The organism is Bacteroides faecis (genome assembly GCF_020091505.1).
Lineage (GTDB): Bacteria > Bacteroidota > Bacteroidia > Bacteroidales > Bacteroidaceae > Bacteroides > Bacteroides faecis.
On the sequence record NZ_CP081916.1, the window covers coordinates 1,303,680 to 1,321,339 of the forward strand.

11 protein-coding genes are annotated in these 17,660 nt (G+C 43.5%); 6 read left to right on the forward strand and 5 right to left on the reverse strand.

The features are described 5' to 3' along the window. Positions 1–191: 191 nt before the first annotated feature. Genes K6V30_RS05345 through K6V30_RS05355 form a run of 3 tightly spaced genes read right to left on the reverse strand, consistent with a single transcriptional unit; the run spans position 192 to position 3,741 of the window. Positions 192–1,064 (reverse strand): 3-keto-disaccharide hydrolase, encoded by an 873-nt coding sequence (locus K6V30_RS05345; RefSeq protein ID WP_055269526.1) that lies wholly within the window; start codon positions 1,062–1,064, stop codon positions 192–194. Positions 1,065–1,116: 52 nt separating this feature from the next. Continuing rightward, a complete protein-coding gene (locus tag K6V30_RS05350) occupies positions 1,117–2,592 on the reverse strand; it encodes a Gfo/Idh/MocA family protein (RefSeq protein ID WP_010539392.1) in 1,476 nt (491 codons plus the stop codon). A gap of 57 nt (positions 2,593–2,649) precedes the next feature. Next, entirely contained in the window at positions 2,650–3,741 is a 1,092-nt protein-coding gene (locus tag K6V30_RS05355) for a Gfo/Idh/MocA family protein (RefSeq protein ID WP_195210977.1), read from the reverse strand. A 689-nt stretch (positions 3,742–4,430) separates the two neighbouring features. On the opposite strand from K6V30_RS05355, the gene K6V30_RS05360 reads away from it, so the two are divergent. From K6V30_RS05360 to K6V30_RS05370, 3 genes are all read left to right on the forward strand, one after another. Continuing rightward, complete coding sequence (locus K6V30_RS05360) at positions 4,431–5,633, forward strand: glycoside hydrolase family 88 protein (RefSeq protein ID WP_010536082.1); 1,203 nt, start codon at positions 4,431–4,433, stop codon at positions 5,631–5,633. 256 nt (positions 5,634–5,889) lie between these two features. Continuing rightward, a complete protein-coding gene (locus K6V30_RS05365; RefSeq protein ID WP_074759708.1) occupies positions 5,890–7,416 on the forward strand; it encodes a sulfatase family protein in 1,527 nt (508 codons plus the stop codon). Between the two features lie 52 nt (positions 7,417–7,468). Further along, entirely contained in the window at positions 7,469–10,330 is a 2,862-nt protein-coding gene (locus K6V30_RS05370) for a chondroitinase family polysaccharide lyase (protein WP_055269325.1), read from the forward strand. 98 nt (positions 10,331–10,428) lie between these two features. Here the strand turns inward: K6V30_RS05370 and cysS are convergent, their stop codons facing one another. Then, on the reverse strand, positions 10,429–11,910 hold the full coding sequence (gene cysS / locus K6V30_RS05375; RefSeq protein ID WP_055269326.1) for a cysteine--tRNA ligase: 1,482 nt from the start codon (positions 11,908–11,910) through the stop codon (positions 10,429–10,431). Between the two features lie 89 nt (positions 11,911–11,999). Further along, the gene (locus tag K6V30_RS05380; protein WP_055269327.1) at positions 12,000–12,821 is read right to left on the reverse strand and encodes a Cof-type HAD-IIB family hydrolase; all 822 of its coding nucleotides are present in this window, start codon (positions 12,819–12,821) and stop codon (positions 12,000–12,002) included. 146 nt (positions 12,822–12,967) lie between these two features. Between K6V30_RS05380 and K6V30_RS05385 the strand changes: the two genes are divergently transcribed. The 3 genes from K6V30_RS05385 to K6V30_RS05395 all read left to right on the forward strand — a co-directional run bounded on the left by K6V30_RS05385 (position 12,968) and on the right by K6V30_RS05395 (position 17,645). Continuing rightward, positions 12,968–14,137 (forward strand): ATP-binding protein, encoded by a 1,170-nt coding sequence (locus K6V30_RS05385; protein ID WP_055269328.1) that lies wholly within the window; start codon positions 12,968–12,970, stop codon positions 14,135–14,137. 437 nt (positions 14,138–14,574) lie between these two features. Continuing rightward, positions 14,575–16,347: a hypothetical protein gene (locus tag K6V30_RS05390; protein ID WP_010536088.1), complete on the forward strand. Its 1,773-nt coding sequence runs from the start codon at positions 14,575–14,577 to the stop codon at positions 16,345–16,347. Positions 16,348–16,364: 17 nt separating this feature from the next. Then, positions 16,365–17,645, forward strand: coding sequence for an OmpA family protein (locus tag K6V30_RS05395; protein WP_081030809.1), 1,281 nt, complete (start codon positions 16,365–16,367; stop codon positions 17,643–17,645). Positions 17,646–17,660 lie beyond the last annotated feature (15 nt).

The following is a 17,660-nucleotide window of genomic DNA, read 5'->3' on the forward strand; positions in this document are numbered from 1 at the left end:
AATGGAACAATTGGAAGAGGAGCTAATGCATATAAATTAATTTGGATTTTCATGTTTATAGATATCAGAAAGGTCTAATTATAAGGCTAGCTAAAAAGATTCAAGACTTGTCTTACTTTTGATACAGATAGATCTGTAGAAGAGGGGGATGTAAATTCTATCTTTTTGGCTAGCCTCATGGATTACTGCGATCAGTCCAGAACCTTCACGCGGATATTACGGAACCAAACATCGTCACCGTGATCCTGCATTCCGATAAATCCTTCATGGTTTTCACCACCGCAGTTATTCAGCAGTTCGAAAGCCAGCGGCCATTTGTCTTCGCTGAATTTGCTGGCCTGCAACATATCAGTCCATTGTTTTGTCCACAGGTGATATTCAAGAACATTCTCGTCATTCTGTCCGTGAACAACAGTGCCTTTGTAAACCATGATCTTGGCCTTGTTCCATTCGCCGGAAGGTTTCGCATTCTGGGGAACAGCCGGAATCATGTCATACAAAGAAGCCGACTGACGGTTATTGTCCTTACCCAGTTTGGCATCCGGATGATTGTCATTGTCCAATACCTGGTATTCGGGAGCGGAGATATAGATCGGTTCGAGTACATCGTTACCATCCTTGTCCTTGGAAGTCACTTCCTGAGCCAGATAGAAGATACCGGAGTTACCGCCCTTGGAAATCTTCCATTCCATTTCCAGTTCGAAGTTCTTGAATTTGTGAGCGAAGATCAAATCTCCGCCGTCACCGTCCTGCGCTTCACCGCCGCCGGAACCGTTGAACTTGATACAGCCGTCCTCGATAGTCCACTTGGAAGGCACTCTGTCCTTACCGTAACCACGCCATCCGTTGAATGTTTTTCCGTCAAAGATGGTGATGTAACCATCCGCATCTACCGGCAATTGCAGGCTGTCCGTCTCTGCCGCTTTTAATGATTTTGAATATGACAATGCTACTTCGTTTGCCGACTGCTCTTCCTGAGCTGTTCCGGCTTTCTTCTGACCACCGCAAGAAACCAGAACTCCCGCTGCAAGACAACAAGCTAATGGATAAAATACTTTCTTCATAATAATTGCTATTTATTTTTTAATCTTTAATTCCTAACTTACTTTTATCGTGTTATCGTGGCATATCGGGCAGTCTCCAGCCTTCACGATAATTATGTTTCACCAGTTCGGCTGCGAATTGTTTCGCGTTGATCGGATCTGTCCAGGTCTTGTTGAAGGACGGGTGACCGTCATGAATCGTAAATCCGTCTTTGATACAGGTTCTGAGTGTTTCATTGTCACCGATATTAGTGAAGCACATGTTGGCGCCGTCCCATTCCAGTGTCTTGTTCAAGCCTTGCAGACGGATAGCCAATACACCCATTACTACCATTTCGTTCATCGGTCCCGATTCGGAGAAATCCGCTTTCGGCATCACGCGGTTGGATTTGTCTTCCTTACAAGCACGTACCCAGTCCATCTCATGGGAACACTTGACACGGCGGCATACTTTCGGTGCGTTGGGCACACGCCCTGACAACAAGAAAGGTTGTTCTCCGTAGCAGCCGCAAATCAATGTGTCTTTTGTTCCGTGGAAAATGGTCAGACCGCCACCGGGGCCCATCAGCTGTTTTCCTTCCGGGAAACCTTTCGGACGTTCGGGCATCATACCGCCGTCATACCAGTGTACCTCCACTTCCGGCAAGGCAACTTTCGGCATATTGTCGCGGGCGGGGAAAATCATCTTCACATGCTGGGCCTGAGGAGCGCAGGCACTCAGTAATAATGTAGAAGAACCTTCCACTTTGGTAGGATAACCCAGTTTCAGAGCTCTGAACGGCTGATGCAGGATATGGCAGGCCATGTCACCCAATGCGCCGGTTCCGTAATCCCACCATCCGCGCCAGTTCCAGGGATGATAAACGTTGTTGTACGGGTTCAGTTTGGCAGGTCCGGTGAAAAGATCCCAGTTCAATGTGTTGGGGATGCGGTCCGCCTTTTCGGGTGCATTCAGTCCTTGCGGCCAGATAGGACGGTCGGTGGCGCATTCCACTTTAGTCACCTCACCGATTTCTCCATTCCAGATCCATTCGCAAACAAGGTCGGTACCTTCGCCTGATGCTCCCTGGTTACCCATCTGGGTTACTACTCCGGTGGAAGCGGCAAGTCTGGTCAGCAGACGGGATTCGTAAACGGAGTGTGTCAGCGGTTTCTGGCAATATACATGTTTGCCCATTGTCATGGCGTCTGCCGTGATAATGGCGTGAGTATGGTCGGCAGTGGCAATGATGACACCGTCAATGGATTTGCCCATTTCGTCGTACATCTTGCGGTAGTCCCAGTATTTCTTAGCTTTGGGGAACTCGTCGAATACGCCTTTGGCATATTTCCAGTCCACATCACAGAGGGCTACGATGTTTTCGGTGCCCTTCACATTGTTGATGTTGGCGTGTCCCATACCTCCGATACCTACGGCTGCGAGGTTCAGTTTGTCGGTTGGTGAAACGTGCCCGTGGCTCATACCTAAGATAGAGCTGGGAGCAATGGTGATGCCTGCTAAAGCGGCGGCTCCCGTTTTAAGGAATTTTCTTCTTGAAAAGTCTGACATGGTTTTATTTTTAAGAGTTAGTAATTAATTTCAGCCTGTTATATCATTAAAAACTTATTATGGCTTTTGGAGTAATCCGTATCCGTTTTTCATATTTCTTCTTCTTTCCCATATTTGCTCCAGTGTCTCCAGTTCTCCTATCGCGGGTAAATCGTGCGTATAGGCGTCGTGCAAAAAGGTCCATGCGTATTCGGACGCGATGGCGGAGTCTCGTATGAGCGGGAGTTTGGGGTTTCTGGTTCCGGTTTCTATGGAGTCGGCAAACAGGTCGCACAGTACATCGATGTTTTTCCCTCCGAAGGGTTTCTCTATCCGCTCTGTCCGTGTGACTCCGCGAAGGTCGACAACGGCGGTTTTAAAGTCGTGCGTCATGCGGGCGATTCCTTTGGTACCGATGATGTCCACGTATGAATTGTGGGTCTGGTCCTTGGATAATTGTCCGTAGACAAATCCCTGGGTGATATCGAAGACAACGCCGTTCTGGAATGTTCCGTGGCATTGCACCCACCAGGGGTCCTTATAACTCCACATGTTGACTCCCTGTGAATGCCACGTCTTGTATTCGCATCCGGCATACCAGCGTGCGATGTCTACATAGTGCATTCCGCAGTCGTGGAAGGCGGGTCCTTCATATTCGTGCCCTTCCCCCGGTGCGAGTCCCGGAGTCATGTGGCAGATGCGCAGGATGGCCAGTTCACCGATCTCTCCCCGGTCTATAAATTGCTTGATGGCCTGATGGTACCAGGCATTACGGAGATACAGGTTGACGGTAGAGAAACAAGCGGCTTTTTCAGTGATGTCCACTACTTCCCATTCTTTGTCGATAGTGTCTGAAACGGGTTTTTCGGAGATGATATGCTTGCCGTATTTGATGGCCTTTTCAATCCGGTCTTTCCGTGAGTCTGCCAGAGCAAATAGTCCTACTACCTGCACACTTTCATCATCGAACATTTCCTGTTCGTTTTCCAGTATCTTCGATTCGGGAGATAATTTCTTCGCCAGTTCCCGGCAATCGGGATTGATGTCGCAAATGTATGCGACCTCCCATCGCCCGCTTTTCTGCATTTCTTTTAAATAAAATCGCCCCATTCTGCCAAAACCGATGAGACCAACTTTAATCTTGGTATCTACAGAAATATGTGTTTTCATAAATATAGAAAATTTAAATACAAATAATTAATGTGTAACAGCCTTTCATTAAGGAAGAAAATGACTGAAAACAAGACATGGCAAAGCTAGATAAATAAGTAATGCTGTATTAGCTTTACATGTTTTTTTGTAGGGGTAGTAATCGTAATTAATATTAACAAACAATTAGTTAGTTACAAATAAATATAATAAAAATGTAGAAGAGTTAGAATGCTTTTTTTCTTGAAATGGCAAGAATCTATTATATATTAGTCAGATTATTATAATTATACTTTCAGGTTCATCATAATAAACAATCGCTTTATTGTTTATTTGAGTATAGTAATTATGTACAATACTTGCAGAATCGTGAGGGCAATTAGCTATCTGCCCTTTTGTAGTTACTGGATTTTTATTATGTTTCTTATTTTTATAGTTATGTATAATGATTATGTGGATACTTTTGTGGTGTTCTTTAGTACTTATCTTTTTAAAATTAGATTTTAGAATCCCTCTTTTGAGGGGTGAATATCAATTTGCTCTGTAAGTAATCAGACTAGTTTTTCAGGAATACTTGTACAAATATGATGTTTTAGTGGGAAATGTACCAAAATTGTCCTTGAATTGGATTATTTGGGAGGGTCTATTCTGTTTGAATGTGCTATTTTTGCCACCAGATAATTATTAACTTAACAAATAATCCATGTATTATGAAAACAATTCTTAGCGCATTGGGGCTTTCGCTTCTGATCTTTACGAGTTGCGGTGGACAAAAAAAGGTTGAAATAGATTTTATTCAAGACAACATCGACAACGCTGTGGCACAAAACACAATTCAAACAGACGTTATCGAGAAATCCGGTAAAATTCTGAATCCAAGAACAATTAATGCGGATGGGAGTATCTCGTATATACCTATTGAGGACTGGTGTTCCGGCTTTTTCCCTGGTAGTATGTGGTTGACTTATAACCTGACAGGAGATAAGAAATGGCTGCCTTTGGCTGAAAAGTACACAGAAGCCCTCGATTCTGTGAAATACCTGAAGTGGCACCATGATGTCGGCTTTATGATTGGATGCAGTTATCTTAACGGTTACCGTTTTGCAGATAAAAAAGAATATAAAGATGTGATTGTAGAAGCCGCAAAATCATTGTCTACCCGTTTCCGTCCCGGAGCTGGTGTTATCCAGTCATGGGATGCTGATAAGGGCTGGCAAGGTACACGCGGATGGAAATGTCCGGTAATTATCGATAATATGATGAATCTAGAATTGTTGTTTGAGGCTACGGCTTTTTCCGGTGACTCTGCCTTTTATAATATAGCAGTGAAACATGCGGATACAACGATGGCTCATCATTTCCGTCCGGACAATAGCTGCTATCATGTAGTAGACTATGATCCCGAAACAGGAGAGGTAAGGAAGAGACAAACAGCACAAGGATATGCGGACGAATCAGCATGGGCTCGCGGACAGGCTTGGGCATTATACGGTTATACAACTTGCTATCGTTATACTAAAGACAAGAAGTATCTCGATCAGGCACAGAAAGTATATAACTTCATCTTTACTAATAAAAATCTGCCGGAAGACCTCGTTCCTTACTGGGATTATGATGCTCCTAATATCCCGAATGAACCTCGTGATGCCTCCGCTGCAGCATGTACGGCTTCTGCTTTGTATGAACTCGACGGCTATCTGCCGGGTAATCATTATAAAGAAACTGCTGATAAAATTATGGAAAGCCTCGGTTCACCGGCTTATCGCGCCAAAGTGGGTACAAACGGAAACTTCATACTGATGCACTCTGTTGGCAGTATTCCTCACGGTCAGGAAATCGATGTTCCGTTGAACTATGCTGACTATTACTTCCTGGAAGGATTGATGCGTAAGAGAGATCTGGAAAAAAAGTAAGCCCTGTCTTACTTATACTTTAGCCGGCTATGTGCATGCATTAATGCCTTCCGGTATATAAATTAGTTCGTCCGGCTATAGGCAATGTTGCGTTTGCCTATAGGTAACGTATCGTTTGACTATAGGCGATTTTTCGTTTGCCTATAGCCGGACGAATAAAGCGATGAACCGGAAAGAATTATTTGTTGCGCCGAAACAGGTTGGTGCATTAACTGTTATTCCTTGTATCATGACAATCAAATCAGTAAACTTTTTAATGGGTGGTCTGGCCCTCTTTGCGGCACAAGGCTGTAAGTCTCCTAAGCAGGTGGCAGAACAGGCGGAACATCCAAACATTATCTATGTATTTCCCGACCAATATCGCAATCAGGCGATGGGATTCTGGAATCAGGAAGATTTCAGAGATAAAGTAAACTTTCGGGCAGATCCGGTGCATACCCCTAATCTGGATGCTTTCGCACGTGAGTCTGTGGTACTGACTTCTGCTCAAAGCAACTGTCCGTTGAGTAGTCCTCATCGTGGGATGTTGCTGACCGGCATGTATCCGAATCGCAGTGGTGTACCTTTAAATTGTAATTCTACACGCCCTATCAGTTCTTTGCGCGATGATGCGGAATGCATAGGAGACGTATTCAGCAAGGCAGGTTATGATTGTGCTTATTTCGGCAAACTTCACGCTGATTTCCCGACTCCGAATGATCCGGAAAATCCGGGACAATATGTAGAAACACAACGTCCGGTTTGGGATGCTTATACTCCGAAAGAACGGCGTCACGGATTTAATTATTGGTATTCTTATGGTACGTTCGACGAGCATAAGAATCCGCATTATTGGGATACGGACGGTAAGAGACATGATCCGAAAGAATGGTCGCCTCTCCATGAATCAGGCAAAGTTGTTTCTTATCTCAGGAATGAGGGTAATGTGCGTGATACGAAGAAGCCTTTCTTCATTATGGTAGGCATGAATCCCCCGCATAGTCCGTACCGTTCGTTGAATGATTGCGAAGAGCAGGATTTTAATCTTTATAAAGATCAGCCGTTGGATAGTCTGTTGATCCGCCCGAATGTAGACTTGAAAATGAAGAAGGCGGAGTCTGTCCGTTATTACTTTGCTTCCGTGACCGGAGTGGACCGTGCATTCGGACAAATTTTGGAAACGCTGAAAGAACTGGGATTAGATAAAAATACAGTGGTTATCTTTGCGTCCGACCATGGTGAAACAATGTGCAGCCAGCGTACGGACGATCCTAAGAACTCTCCTTATTCCGAATCGATGAATATACCGTTTTTGGTCCGTTTCCTCGGTAAGATTCAGCCTCGGGTGGATGATCTGCTGCTTTCTGCTCCTGATATTATGCCTACTGTACTGGGATTGTGCGGACTGGGTGATTCTATTCCTTCCGAAGTACAGGGACGTAACTTTGCACCTCTTTTCTTCGATGAAAAGGCGGAAATTGTTCGTCCGGCAGGTGCCTTATATATACAGAACCTAGATGGAGAAAAGGATGAAAAAGGATTGGTACAATCTTATTTCCCTTCTTCGCGTGGAATTAAAACTGCACAGTATACATTAGCTTTATATATCGACCGCGATACGAGACAACTGAAAAAGAGTCTTCTGTTTGATGATCTGAAGGACCCTTATCAGTTGAATAATCTCCCTCTGGAAGAAAATAAGGAAGTGGTGGAACAACTCTACCGTGAAATGGGAGCGATGCTAAAGGAAATTGATGATCCTTGGTATACGGAGAAGATTCTTTCCGATCGTATCCCTTACTAATTTTTAGTCTGTATATGATTAAATGATCATCTGCTGTAAATAATCTGTAATGATGAAAGATATTTGTTTTATATTCTTATTCCTGTTTAGCTCTTTATCTTCTTCTTATGCCCAATTGGTCGGTTTTGAAGAGAGTGTTCCCCAGACTTTTAAAGTTGCGGGGAAAGGTGAATTGAAGACATCTTCCCTTTTTTATAAAGAGGGAAAAAGTAGTCTGGAATGGGACTTTCAGCCGGGGTCAACATTGGACGTTCAAGTGTCCCCTTTATCTCTGAATGCCAAGAAGGAGCAACAGTTTGGCATCACTCTATGGATATACAATGAAAAGCCGCAGCAAGACTCTGTTCGTTTTGAATTTCTGAATGAGGCTGGGGAGGTTTCCTATTGGTTTTCTTATCATTTACAGGCTGCTGGCTGGCGCGCTTGCTGGATTTCTTTCGCCTATATGAATGGAAATAAGAAAGATAAAAATATCGTAGGCTATCGTCTGGTTGCTCCCCAACGGGAAGGACGTATTTTTCTTGACCGCCTGACTTTTCCGGAAAAGAAGATGAACTTGCGGACAACTCCCGACCAGCAATTACCCACTAATAACGGGCTTTCCAATCGTGACCTCTGGCACTGGTGTCTCGTCTGGAAATGGGAAAAGCAATCTTATGATATCCCTTTGCTCAGCAAACTGACTAGCCGGCAGAAGAAAGACTTGAAAACCATCGAACAGCGTCTGACTGACTTTCTGGATGTGAAGAAGGCTCCGCAAGGACAGGTCAATGCTGCCTACAAGACTTTTGAAAAGGCTGCCATTACTCCTTCCGCAGCCGGAACCGGATTCACAGGAATGCCTGTTGTCGCTCCCGACGAACAGGATAAAAAGAAAGGAGAAATGTCATGGAATGATATTGAAACGATGCTCGCCGGTTTTGCCTATGATGCCTGTTACAATCAGAATGAGACATCAAAGAAGAACTATTTTACGGTATTCGACTATGCGATAGACCAAGGCTTTGCCTTTGGCAGCGGGATGGGTACTAATCATCATTATGGTTATCAGATACGTAAGATCTATACTACAGCCTGGTTGATGCGTAATGAAATCTACAAACATCCTCATCGGGATGTGTATCTTTCTACTTTGCGTTTTTGGGCAGCTTTGCAGGAAACCCGCCAGCCGTGTTCGCCCGGGCGGGATGAATTACTGGATTCCTGGCATACTCTTTTGATGGCAAAGCTAATTTCTGCCATGATGTTTCCCGATGCAAACAGACAGGAGCAGGCCTTGAATGGCTTATCTCGTTGGTTGTCTTCATCATTGCGCTATACTCCGGGGACGATTGGCGGAATTAAAGTAGATGGAACGACTTTTCATCACGGTGGGTTCTATCCCGGCTATACAACCGGCGTATTGGCCACTATCGGACAGTTTATCGCCTTCACGAATGGAACCGATTTTGAACTGACCGAAGAAGCCCGCCAGCATATCAAGTCCGCTTTTATTGCGATGCGCAATTATTGTAACTTTTACGAATGGGGGATCGGAATTAGCGGCCGCCATCCGTTTGGCGGAAAGATGGGTAGTGAAGATATTGAAGCATTTGCCAACATTGCGCTGTCCGGTGATCTTTCCGGTCGGGGAGACGCGTTCGATCATGGATTGGCTGCCGATTATTTGCGTCTGATACGCAATGGAGACACTCCCAATGCACGTTTCTTTAAGAAAGAAGGCATTCAGCCGGCTCAGGCCCCTCAGGGTTTCTTTGTTTACAACTACGGTTCGGCAGGTATTTTCCGCCGGGCAGACTGGATGGTGACACTGAAAGGATATACAACTGATGTCTGGGGAGCCGAGATTTATGCGAAAGATAATCGGTACGGACGATATCAAAGTTATGGATCGGTTCAGATTATGGGAAAGGGGAATCCGGTTTCCCGTGCTGGAAGTGGCTTTGTACAAGAAGGATGGGACTGGAACCGCTTGCCTGGAACGACTACCATTCATCTTCCTTTCGAACTTTTGGATAGTCCTTTGAAAGGTACGACTATGGTGCGTTCCGAAGAGAATTTTTCCGGAAGCAGTTCTTTGGGCGGTATGAACGGAATGTTTGCCATGAAACTGATGGAACGGGATTATGATAACTTTACTTCTGACTTCGTTGCCCGTAAATCGGTATTCTGTTTCGATAATCGGATGATTTGTCTGGGGACAGGTATTACGAACAGTAATGCCGACTATCCTACGGAGACGACTCTTTTCCAGACTAAGTTTAATGGTAAGGAACCGAAGGCAGATAATGATGACTACTGGCTGCACGATGGCTATGATAATTATTATCATGTGGTAGATGGAACGGTACGTTCGCAAGTGGCAGACCAGGAATCGCGTCACGAAAAAACTCGCGAAAAGACTGCCGGTAAATTTTCATCTGCCTGGATTGAACATGGAAAGGCTCCGAAAGACGGAACTTATGAATATATGGTATTGATACAACCGTCTGCTGCTGAACTGGATGAATTACAGAAAACCCCTGCTTACGAAGTATTGCAACGTGATCAGATGGCTCATGTGGTATATGATAAGAAAACAGGAATCACAGGGTATGCTGCCTTCGAAGCGTATCAGCCTGTAAATGATCAATTCATCGTTTCCATTCCGGCAGAAACGATGGTGATGTATGGCAAAGAAAGCGATAACCGGATTCGTCTGAGCGTGTGTGATCCGAATCTGAATCTGGCGGAGAAGACCTATACAACTAAGGAGCCCAGCCGTCCGATTAGTAAGAAGATCGTTGTAAAGGGCATTTGGATGTTACCGAGTCCGCAAGAGGGGATACAGCTTGAGTATGAAGGTAACAATACCCTTCTGAATGTAACCTGTCAGCACGGGCAACCGGTGGAAATGCTCTTGACAAATAAATGATTAAGGAAGAGAGAATTTAATGGGTATTGGTTAATTATGTTTCTATGAAAGAAGAAGGGTCAGTTCATTGTGAACTGACCCTTTATTCTTATTTGCAATTACTTATTCAGTCTCCATTCAAAGCCATCTTTCGTATCTTTAACTTCGAACCCGAGTGCAGTCAATGTATTACGGATTTCGTCCGAAGTAGCCCAGTCTTTATTTGCTTTTGCTTTCATTCGTTGCTCCAATAACATATCCACTACCTTACCGTAGGCAGCTTCGCGACCGTCCGAGGAACCTTTCTCTTCTTTCAGTCCCATAATATCGAAGCTGAAGAGCCGGAACGTTTCTTTCAGGTTATTCAGGTCTTCTGCAGAAATGGCAGCATTTCCGGCGATGATGTTATTAATGATGCGGGCACCTTCGAAGAGTTGTGCAATAACGATAGGTGTATTCAAGTCGTCATTCATCGCTTCATAACATTTTGCGCGGAGCTCTTTCACATTGATACCTTCTGAAGTCGTTGCAGAAGGAGTGATCTTATCCAATGCGTCGATTGCTTCCATCAAGCGTTGCAATCCCTTCTCCGAGGCTTGCAGTGCCTCATTGCCGAAGTCAACTGTGCTGCGATAGTGAGCTTGCAGAATGAAGAAACGGATCGTCATCGGAGTATAAGCCTGTGCCAGCAGTTTGTGGGTGCCGTTGAAGAACTCATCCAGTGTGATAAAGTTTCCGAGTGATTTACCCATCTTCGTTCCGTTGATGGTAATCATGTTGTTGTGCATCCAGTAATGAACCATGTCGTCCCCTTGTGAAGCTACTGACTGTGCAATTTCGCATTCGTGGTGCGGGAAAATCAGGTCCATTCCTCCTCCGTGAATGTCGAAATGCTCACCCAGATACTTACGTCCCATAGCAGTACATTCGGCATGCCATCCCGGGAAACCGTCACTCCATGGCGAAGGCCAGCGCATGATATGCTCCGGTTGTGCTTTCTTCCAGAGGGCGAAATCGGCAGGATTGCGTTTTTCGCTTTGTCCGTCGAGGTCGCGGGTTGTATTCAGTACGTCGTCGAGGTTGCGACCGGAAAGTTTTCCGTAGTGATAATCCTTGTTATATTTGGCTACGTCGAAGTAAACAGAGCCTTCGCTTTCGTAAGCGTATCCGGCGTCCAGAATCTTCTGTACCAGCTGAATCTGTTCGATGATATGTCCCGAAGCATGCGGTTCGATGCTTGGTGATAATACGTTGAGTGCTTCCATTGCCTTGTGGTAACGGTTCAGGAAATACTGAACGACTTCCATGGGTTCCAGCTCTTCCAGACGTGCTTTTTTGGCAATCTTATCTTCTCCGTCGTCGGCATCATGTTCCAGATGGCCTACATCGGTAATATTGCGTACATAACGTACTTTGTATCCTAAATGAGTCAGATAACGGAAGAGTACGTCAAATGTGATGGAAGGACGGGCATGTCCCAGATGAGCGTCACCGTAGACTGTCGGTCCGCAGACATACATGCCTACATGAGGCGCGTGAAGCGGTACAAACAGTTCTTTTTTTCTATCTAGAGTGTTGTAAATGGTTAGTTGATGTTCCATAACGTTTACTATTTGATTCTTTTTAGGAGCCACAAAGGTAGAATAATTCTTTGATATATGCTGTAAATCAGCCTGAAATCTGCTCGTTTTTACATGGGGCAGGATAGCTGAATATGTTTTTCTATGGCTACCGCTACTCCGTCTTCATCATTGCTCAGTGTGATGTCATTGGCCGCTTTCTTCACGGGTTCCTGTGCATTTCCCATTGCAATGCCCATGCCTGCAAACTTGATCATTGACAGGTCATTGTATCCGTCGCCTATGGCTATGACTTCTTCCCGTGATACTCCTGTCGCTTCCAGCAGGACAGCGAGAGACAAGGCTTTATCAATTCCTTGCGGAACTAATTCCAGAAAATAGGGTTCCGAACGGAAAACATTGATCTTTCCTTGCAGGCGGATACACAGTTCAGACTCGACAGGAATCAATTGGTCGGCATCTCCTACGATAAGGCATTTGGCTACCGGAAGAGTGATGTCGGTCAGGAAGTCATTTGTTTCCCGTACTGCCATTTTATTGAGGAAGGCTTCTTTCTGTACATATGGGTCTTGCGAGTTTTCGGTCACTATCTCTGCCCCGTCATAGGTCAGTATGCTTAGATGATTGGTACGGGCGCATTCGTAGAGTACCGGAATCACTTCATTGGGAAGCACATTCTCGTACATCATTTCCTTGCTTTTCCAGTTGATGATCTCGCCGCCGTTATAGGACAGGATAAATCCGCCGAACTCATTCATACGCAGCTCATTGGCGAGCGGCACGATGCCATAGGTTGGCCGTCCCGAAGCGAGTACCAGACGGACTCCTTGTTCTTGTATGCGTATCAGTGTTTCCCGGTTGCGGGCAGTTATTTCTTTCTTAGAGTTGGTAAGCGTACCGTCAAGGTCGAGGACTACGAGTTTATATTTCATGTGATGTTGTTTTTAGGCTGCAAAGATAGGAGAAAAACAGGTTGCTGCAAGGAATATAGAACTATTTGCACTCTCTTAGTGCAAATCTTCTTAAATAATGCACTCCTATAGTGCAAATTTACTATTTTTGTCTAAAAAGAAAGCATATGGAGAAGTTATTTGAGTATTATCGGAAATTAGTGCGGGAAACTGATATTGAGTTTCATCGTTATATTTATTCCAAAATAAATTGGAATAGCCGTATGATAGGGCTCACCGGACCGAGAGGGGTTGGAAAGACGACCTTGGTACTTCAGCATATCAAGGAGAAACTGAATTTGAATGAGGCTTTATATGTTACGGCAGAAGACTTTTATTTTGCCAGCTATCGCCTCCTTGATTTGGCCGATGCGTTTGTGAAGATGGGAGGGAAATATCTGTTTATCGACGAAATTCATAAATACAAGGATTGGTCGAAAGAACTTAAATTGGTTTATGACTATCACCCTGAATTGAATATTGTATTTACCGGTTCGTCCGTATTGGATATCAACAAGGGAGCGTCTGACCTTAGTCGTCGTGCGGTTATGTATCAGATGCAGGGGCTTTCTTTCCGTGAATATTTACAGTTATTTCATCATATATCTTCCGAAGTGTATACTTTACAGGATATGGTGACGCACAAGGTTGATATTCTGGGTTTAGAACATCCGCTTCCGCTTTTTCATGAATACCTGCAAACAGGCTATTATCCGTTTGCTTTGGAAGATGACTACGATATCCGTTTGCGGCAAATCATTAACTTGACTTTAGAATCAGATATTCCTCAATTTGCAGATATGAATGTAGCTACAGGACGGAAGCTCAAACAGCTTCTTGCCATTATTGCTAAAAGTGTACCGTTTAAACCGAACTTTAGCAGTATCGCTAAAGTGCTGGAGATAAGCCGCAATAATATTTCAGATTACTGCCTTTATATTGAGGAGGCGGGACTTATAGCACAATTGCGGGATGCCACCGGTGGAGTTCGGGGATTGGGAAAGGTGGATAAAATCTATTTGGATAATACGAATCTTATCTATAATTTGGCTCAGGAAAACTCTAATATCGGGAATGTCCGGGAAACTTTCTTCTTGAATCAGACCAGAGCGTTTTCGGATGTCGTGACTTCTCCCGTTTCTGACTTTTTGATTGATAAGATGACTTTTGAAATAGGAGGTAAGAAGAAGGGGCAGAAGCAAATACAGGGAATAGAAAAGGGGTTCATCGTAAAAGATGACATTGAACAAGGTTTTATGAATGTGATCCCTTTGTGGCAGTTTGGTATGGGATATTAGGGTATACTTTATTAATCACTATTGCAGCAAGTCCGCCCACTGTTCATTGCTCAGTGCCGGCAGTGCGAAGAACAAAAAATAAATAAGCATTAATTTCTTGTTATTTAAAATAGTTTCTATAATTTTGTACCTAATTTCTAATGCCTAGTAAGTAGAGGCATTGAAAGGACATATTAGTAAACGAAGAGCGTTTGACATATTATCTCATCATGGAATCTCGACAATTTCACGGTCAGGAGGTAATAGGCAAGAACGCTCACGTCAGTGGTATATATTTCTGCTTTGCGGTAGACTATATAACATTCTGGCGTGGGCTATTGTTTTATTATCCTGATCGGGCAGTCGAGAGCCTCATGGTGGTAATAATTCAGTAGTTCCCACGCTTTTTACATTTAACCGCTAACGAGGGGGCTGTTAGCACTTCCAATGAACAAAACATGAAAAAGGTGTTAATTCCTTTCTTAGTTGCGGGTATGTTATGTACTACCTCGTGTACAGAATTATTTGAACCATCAGTTGATTATGGTGACCAGACCTATATCAATGATTATTCAGCTCTTGTGTCGGTTATAAATGACCTTAATAAGTCTATTAGTGAAAGATTTGAAGCGTTGAATAAGCTTCTGGATAAGAATTTGGCTGATATTAAATTGTCGGTAGACGAAAATACCGGTGCTATTAAAATTCTTGGAGAAAATGTGGAGAATGGTTTGTCGTCTATCAACAAAACTCTGTTCGATGGTTTCTCTGCATTGAGTACACAGATAGATGAAACAGGGAAGCAGATTGTATATGCAATCAATGAAAACGGAGAACTATTACGCCTTGAAATAGACGAAACAGGTAAGCTTATTTCTGCACAAATAGAGAAGTCAGCAACTAAATTGGTTGAAACTATCAATAGTTTGACAGCGACTTTATCAGAGAAGTTTGATGCGTTGACGATTATTACTAAAGCAGGGTTTGCTGAAGTATCTGTTAAAATTGACGATTTGGACAAAACGCTGGATGCACAACTTACCAATGTAAATACTAATCTTGGAACGCTTAATACAACAATGTTTGATGGATTCAAAGCGCTCAATACAACGCTTGATGCGAATGGCAACAAGATTGTTACGGCTATGAACGAAAATGGTGAACTACTGCGTCTTGAGATAGATGAAACAGGTAAACTTATTTCTGCGGAAATAAAGAAAACGGCAGATGCTCTTGTTGCAGTTATCAATAGCCAGACTGCGACTATCAGCGAGAAATTTGACGCATTAACTGCGATGATAAATACTGGATTTGCTAATGTGACTACTCAGATAGGTAAGGTTGGTGACCAGTTGCATTTGGATATTCAAGGCGTTAATGAAAGTCTTGGAGCACTTAATACTACTATGACTAATGGTTTCACAACGCTGGGTACCAAGATTGATGCGAATGGCAATACGATTGCTACCGCTATCAATGAGCAAGGTGAGAAGCTGGAACTTGTGATAGATAATAATGGTAAGGTTATTTCTGCAGAAATAAAAGATTTCAAAGATGCTTATAATACAGCTGAAGCAGCAGAACTCGCTAAAATGGCAGAGATTATTGGTGCTGTCAATGATTTGACGGCAGCAAATAATACAAATTCTGCGAATCTCCTGGCAAAACTGGAACAGTTGCTCACGGATAAGGGTATTTATTATGATGAAAACAATGCCGAGCAGATGTATATGACACCGGAGAATTTCGCAGCAATTCAGGATGCCGGAGTAAATTCAAATGTTTATAAGCTTTATGCAGATCAATTGAATGTATTGTCTGTTACATTTACTTCAAAGCAGGTTGTGGATGCTACAGGAAGCACTCATGAACATGCGGTTTTTACTCCTAATACGGCAGCTGATGCTGCACCTGTACTTGTTGCATCGAGAGCTGAAATCGTAGATGGTATTGCTAATGGCAAGAAGGTGGTAAAGGTTGTCAAGACAGCAGTAAATCGTAATTATACCGTTACAATTACGACTGGTTGTAATTATCGCAGTATGTTTGCGATGAGGCTTACTGATGCTAATGGTACCAAGGATGTCACATTCACACCTACATTATCACATAGTTTTGAGTTGATAGTTTATAATGCTTCAACTAGTGTTATCAAGAATGGTATTAATGCAATTGTTTATTGTTGTGAAACAGGCACTAATAATACTTACTCATTAGTTGACCCCAAATAACTAATCTTTTCTCAAATATGATGAAATTTAAAAATATACTTGGTATAACCGTAGTCCTCATGGCTACGGTTACCCTCCAAGCCCAAACCTACAATGATAGTGTACGAGTCCGCACTTGGTCTGTGTATATGCAAGGCGGTATCAGTAGTTATCACGGGGTGAGGAGTGAACTGTTCGATAATTCGAAGAGAACCATGGCGCCTGATTTAAATTTAGGCGTGAAGTACAATATTCAACCTTGGGTGAGATTAGGTGTAAATGCGGGATATACCATGTTGAAATCTAGCGGTAATCATAGCTTCTCGATCACTACTACGGATCATAATTTTCTGATAGGTGATCGTACCGGTACGCTTGAATTGAAATCCGACCGATTGCAAAATCTCAATAACACGTATTTGGCGGGGGTGGATGCCAATGCGGATTTTAATATTCTTGAAATCTGGCCTAAGCGGAAAGCGCAATGGCTGAATCTGTACGCTGGTGCGGGAGTGGGCTATATGCGTGGCTGGAATCGGAACTCACAGACATGGTCTTACAACGAAAGAGCGACAGCTACAGGTGACGCCTATTTTAATGGGTATAGCCACTCTTATTTGAAATCATCCGAAGATAAGAAACACTTCAATGCTTTGTATATACCTCTCTCCTTGTCATTAGAGTTTGACATACAGCGTCAGTTGACATTAGGCGTTATCGGTCAATATAAATGCATACCTACGAAATCGGATTTTAGTCCCAAAGGTATTTATAGTGCAGGCGTTGTCATACGATATAATTTTGTAAAGAGCAAAAGCAAGTTACAGAGGAAGCAGATTGCCGATTTATATAGTGAATTGGATGCCAGTCAAGTAGACTGTGCCAGTGCAAAAGCCACTCTTCAGCGTCAGTCCAGAGAAGAAATGGAGCGGCTGAAAAAAGAAGCGGATGAATTGAAACGCCAAATAGAAAGCATAAACAGTACTGCTGCCGGAAAAGGTGAAGAAACGAGTGCGATAATCTATTTCGAAAACGATTCATGGGAACTATCCTCAAAAGGTGGTGAACAATTGCAAGTGTTGGCGGAAAAGTTGAAGACCCATCCTGAAAAGAAGATTATGCTTATCAGTTCCGCCAATACGGTGGGGCATGAGAACAGAAATAAAAAGCTATCGTCCAATCGTTTGAATACTGTGAAGCAGTTTTTGCTTAGCCAAGGTGTCAGTGACACTCAGTTTAAGACTGAAGTAAGCCTTGGCGATTATGGAATGACAACTTCTTCAGATTGTCGACGTGTTATAGTTATCACCCAGCCGTAGGGTAATTAGTCTTTT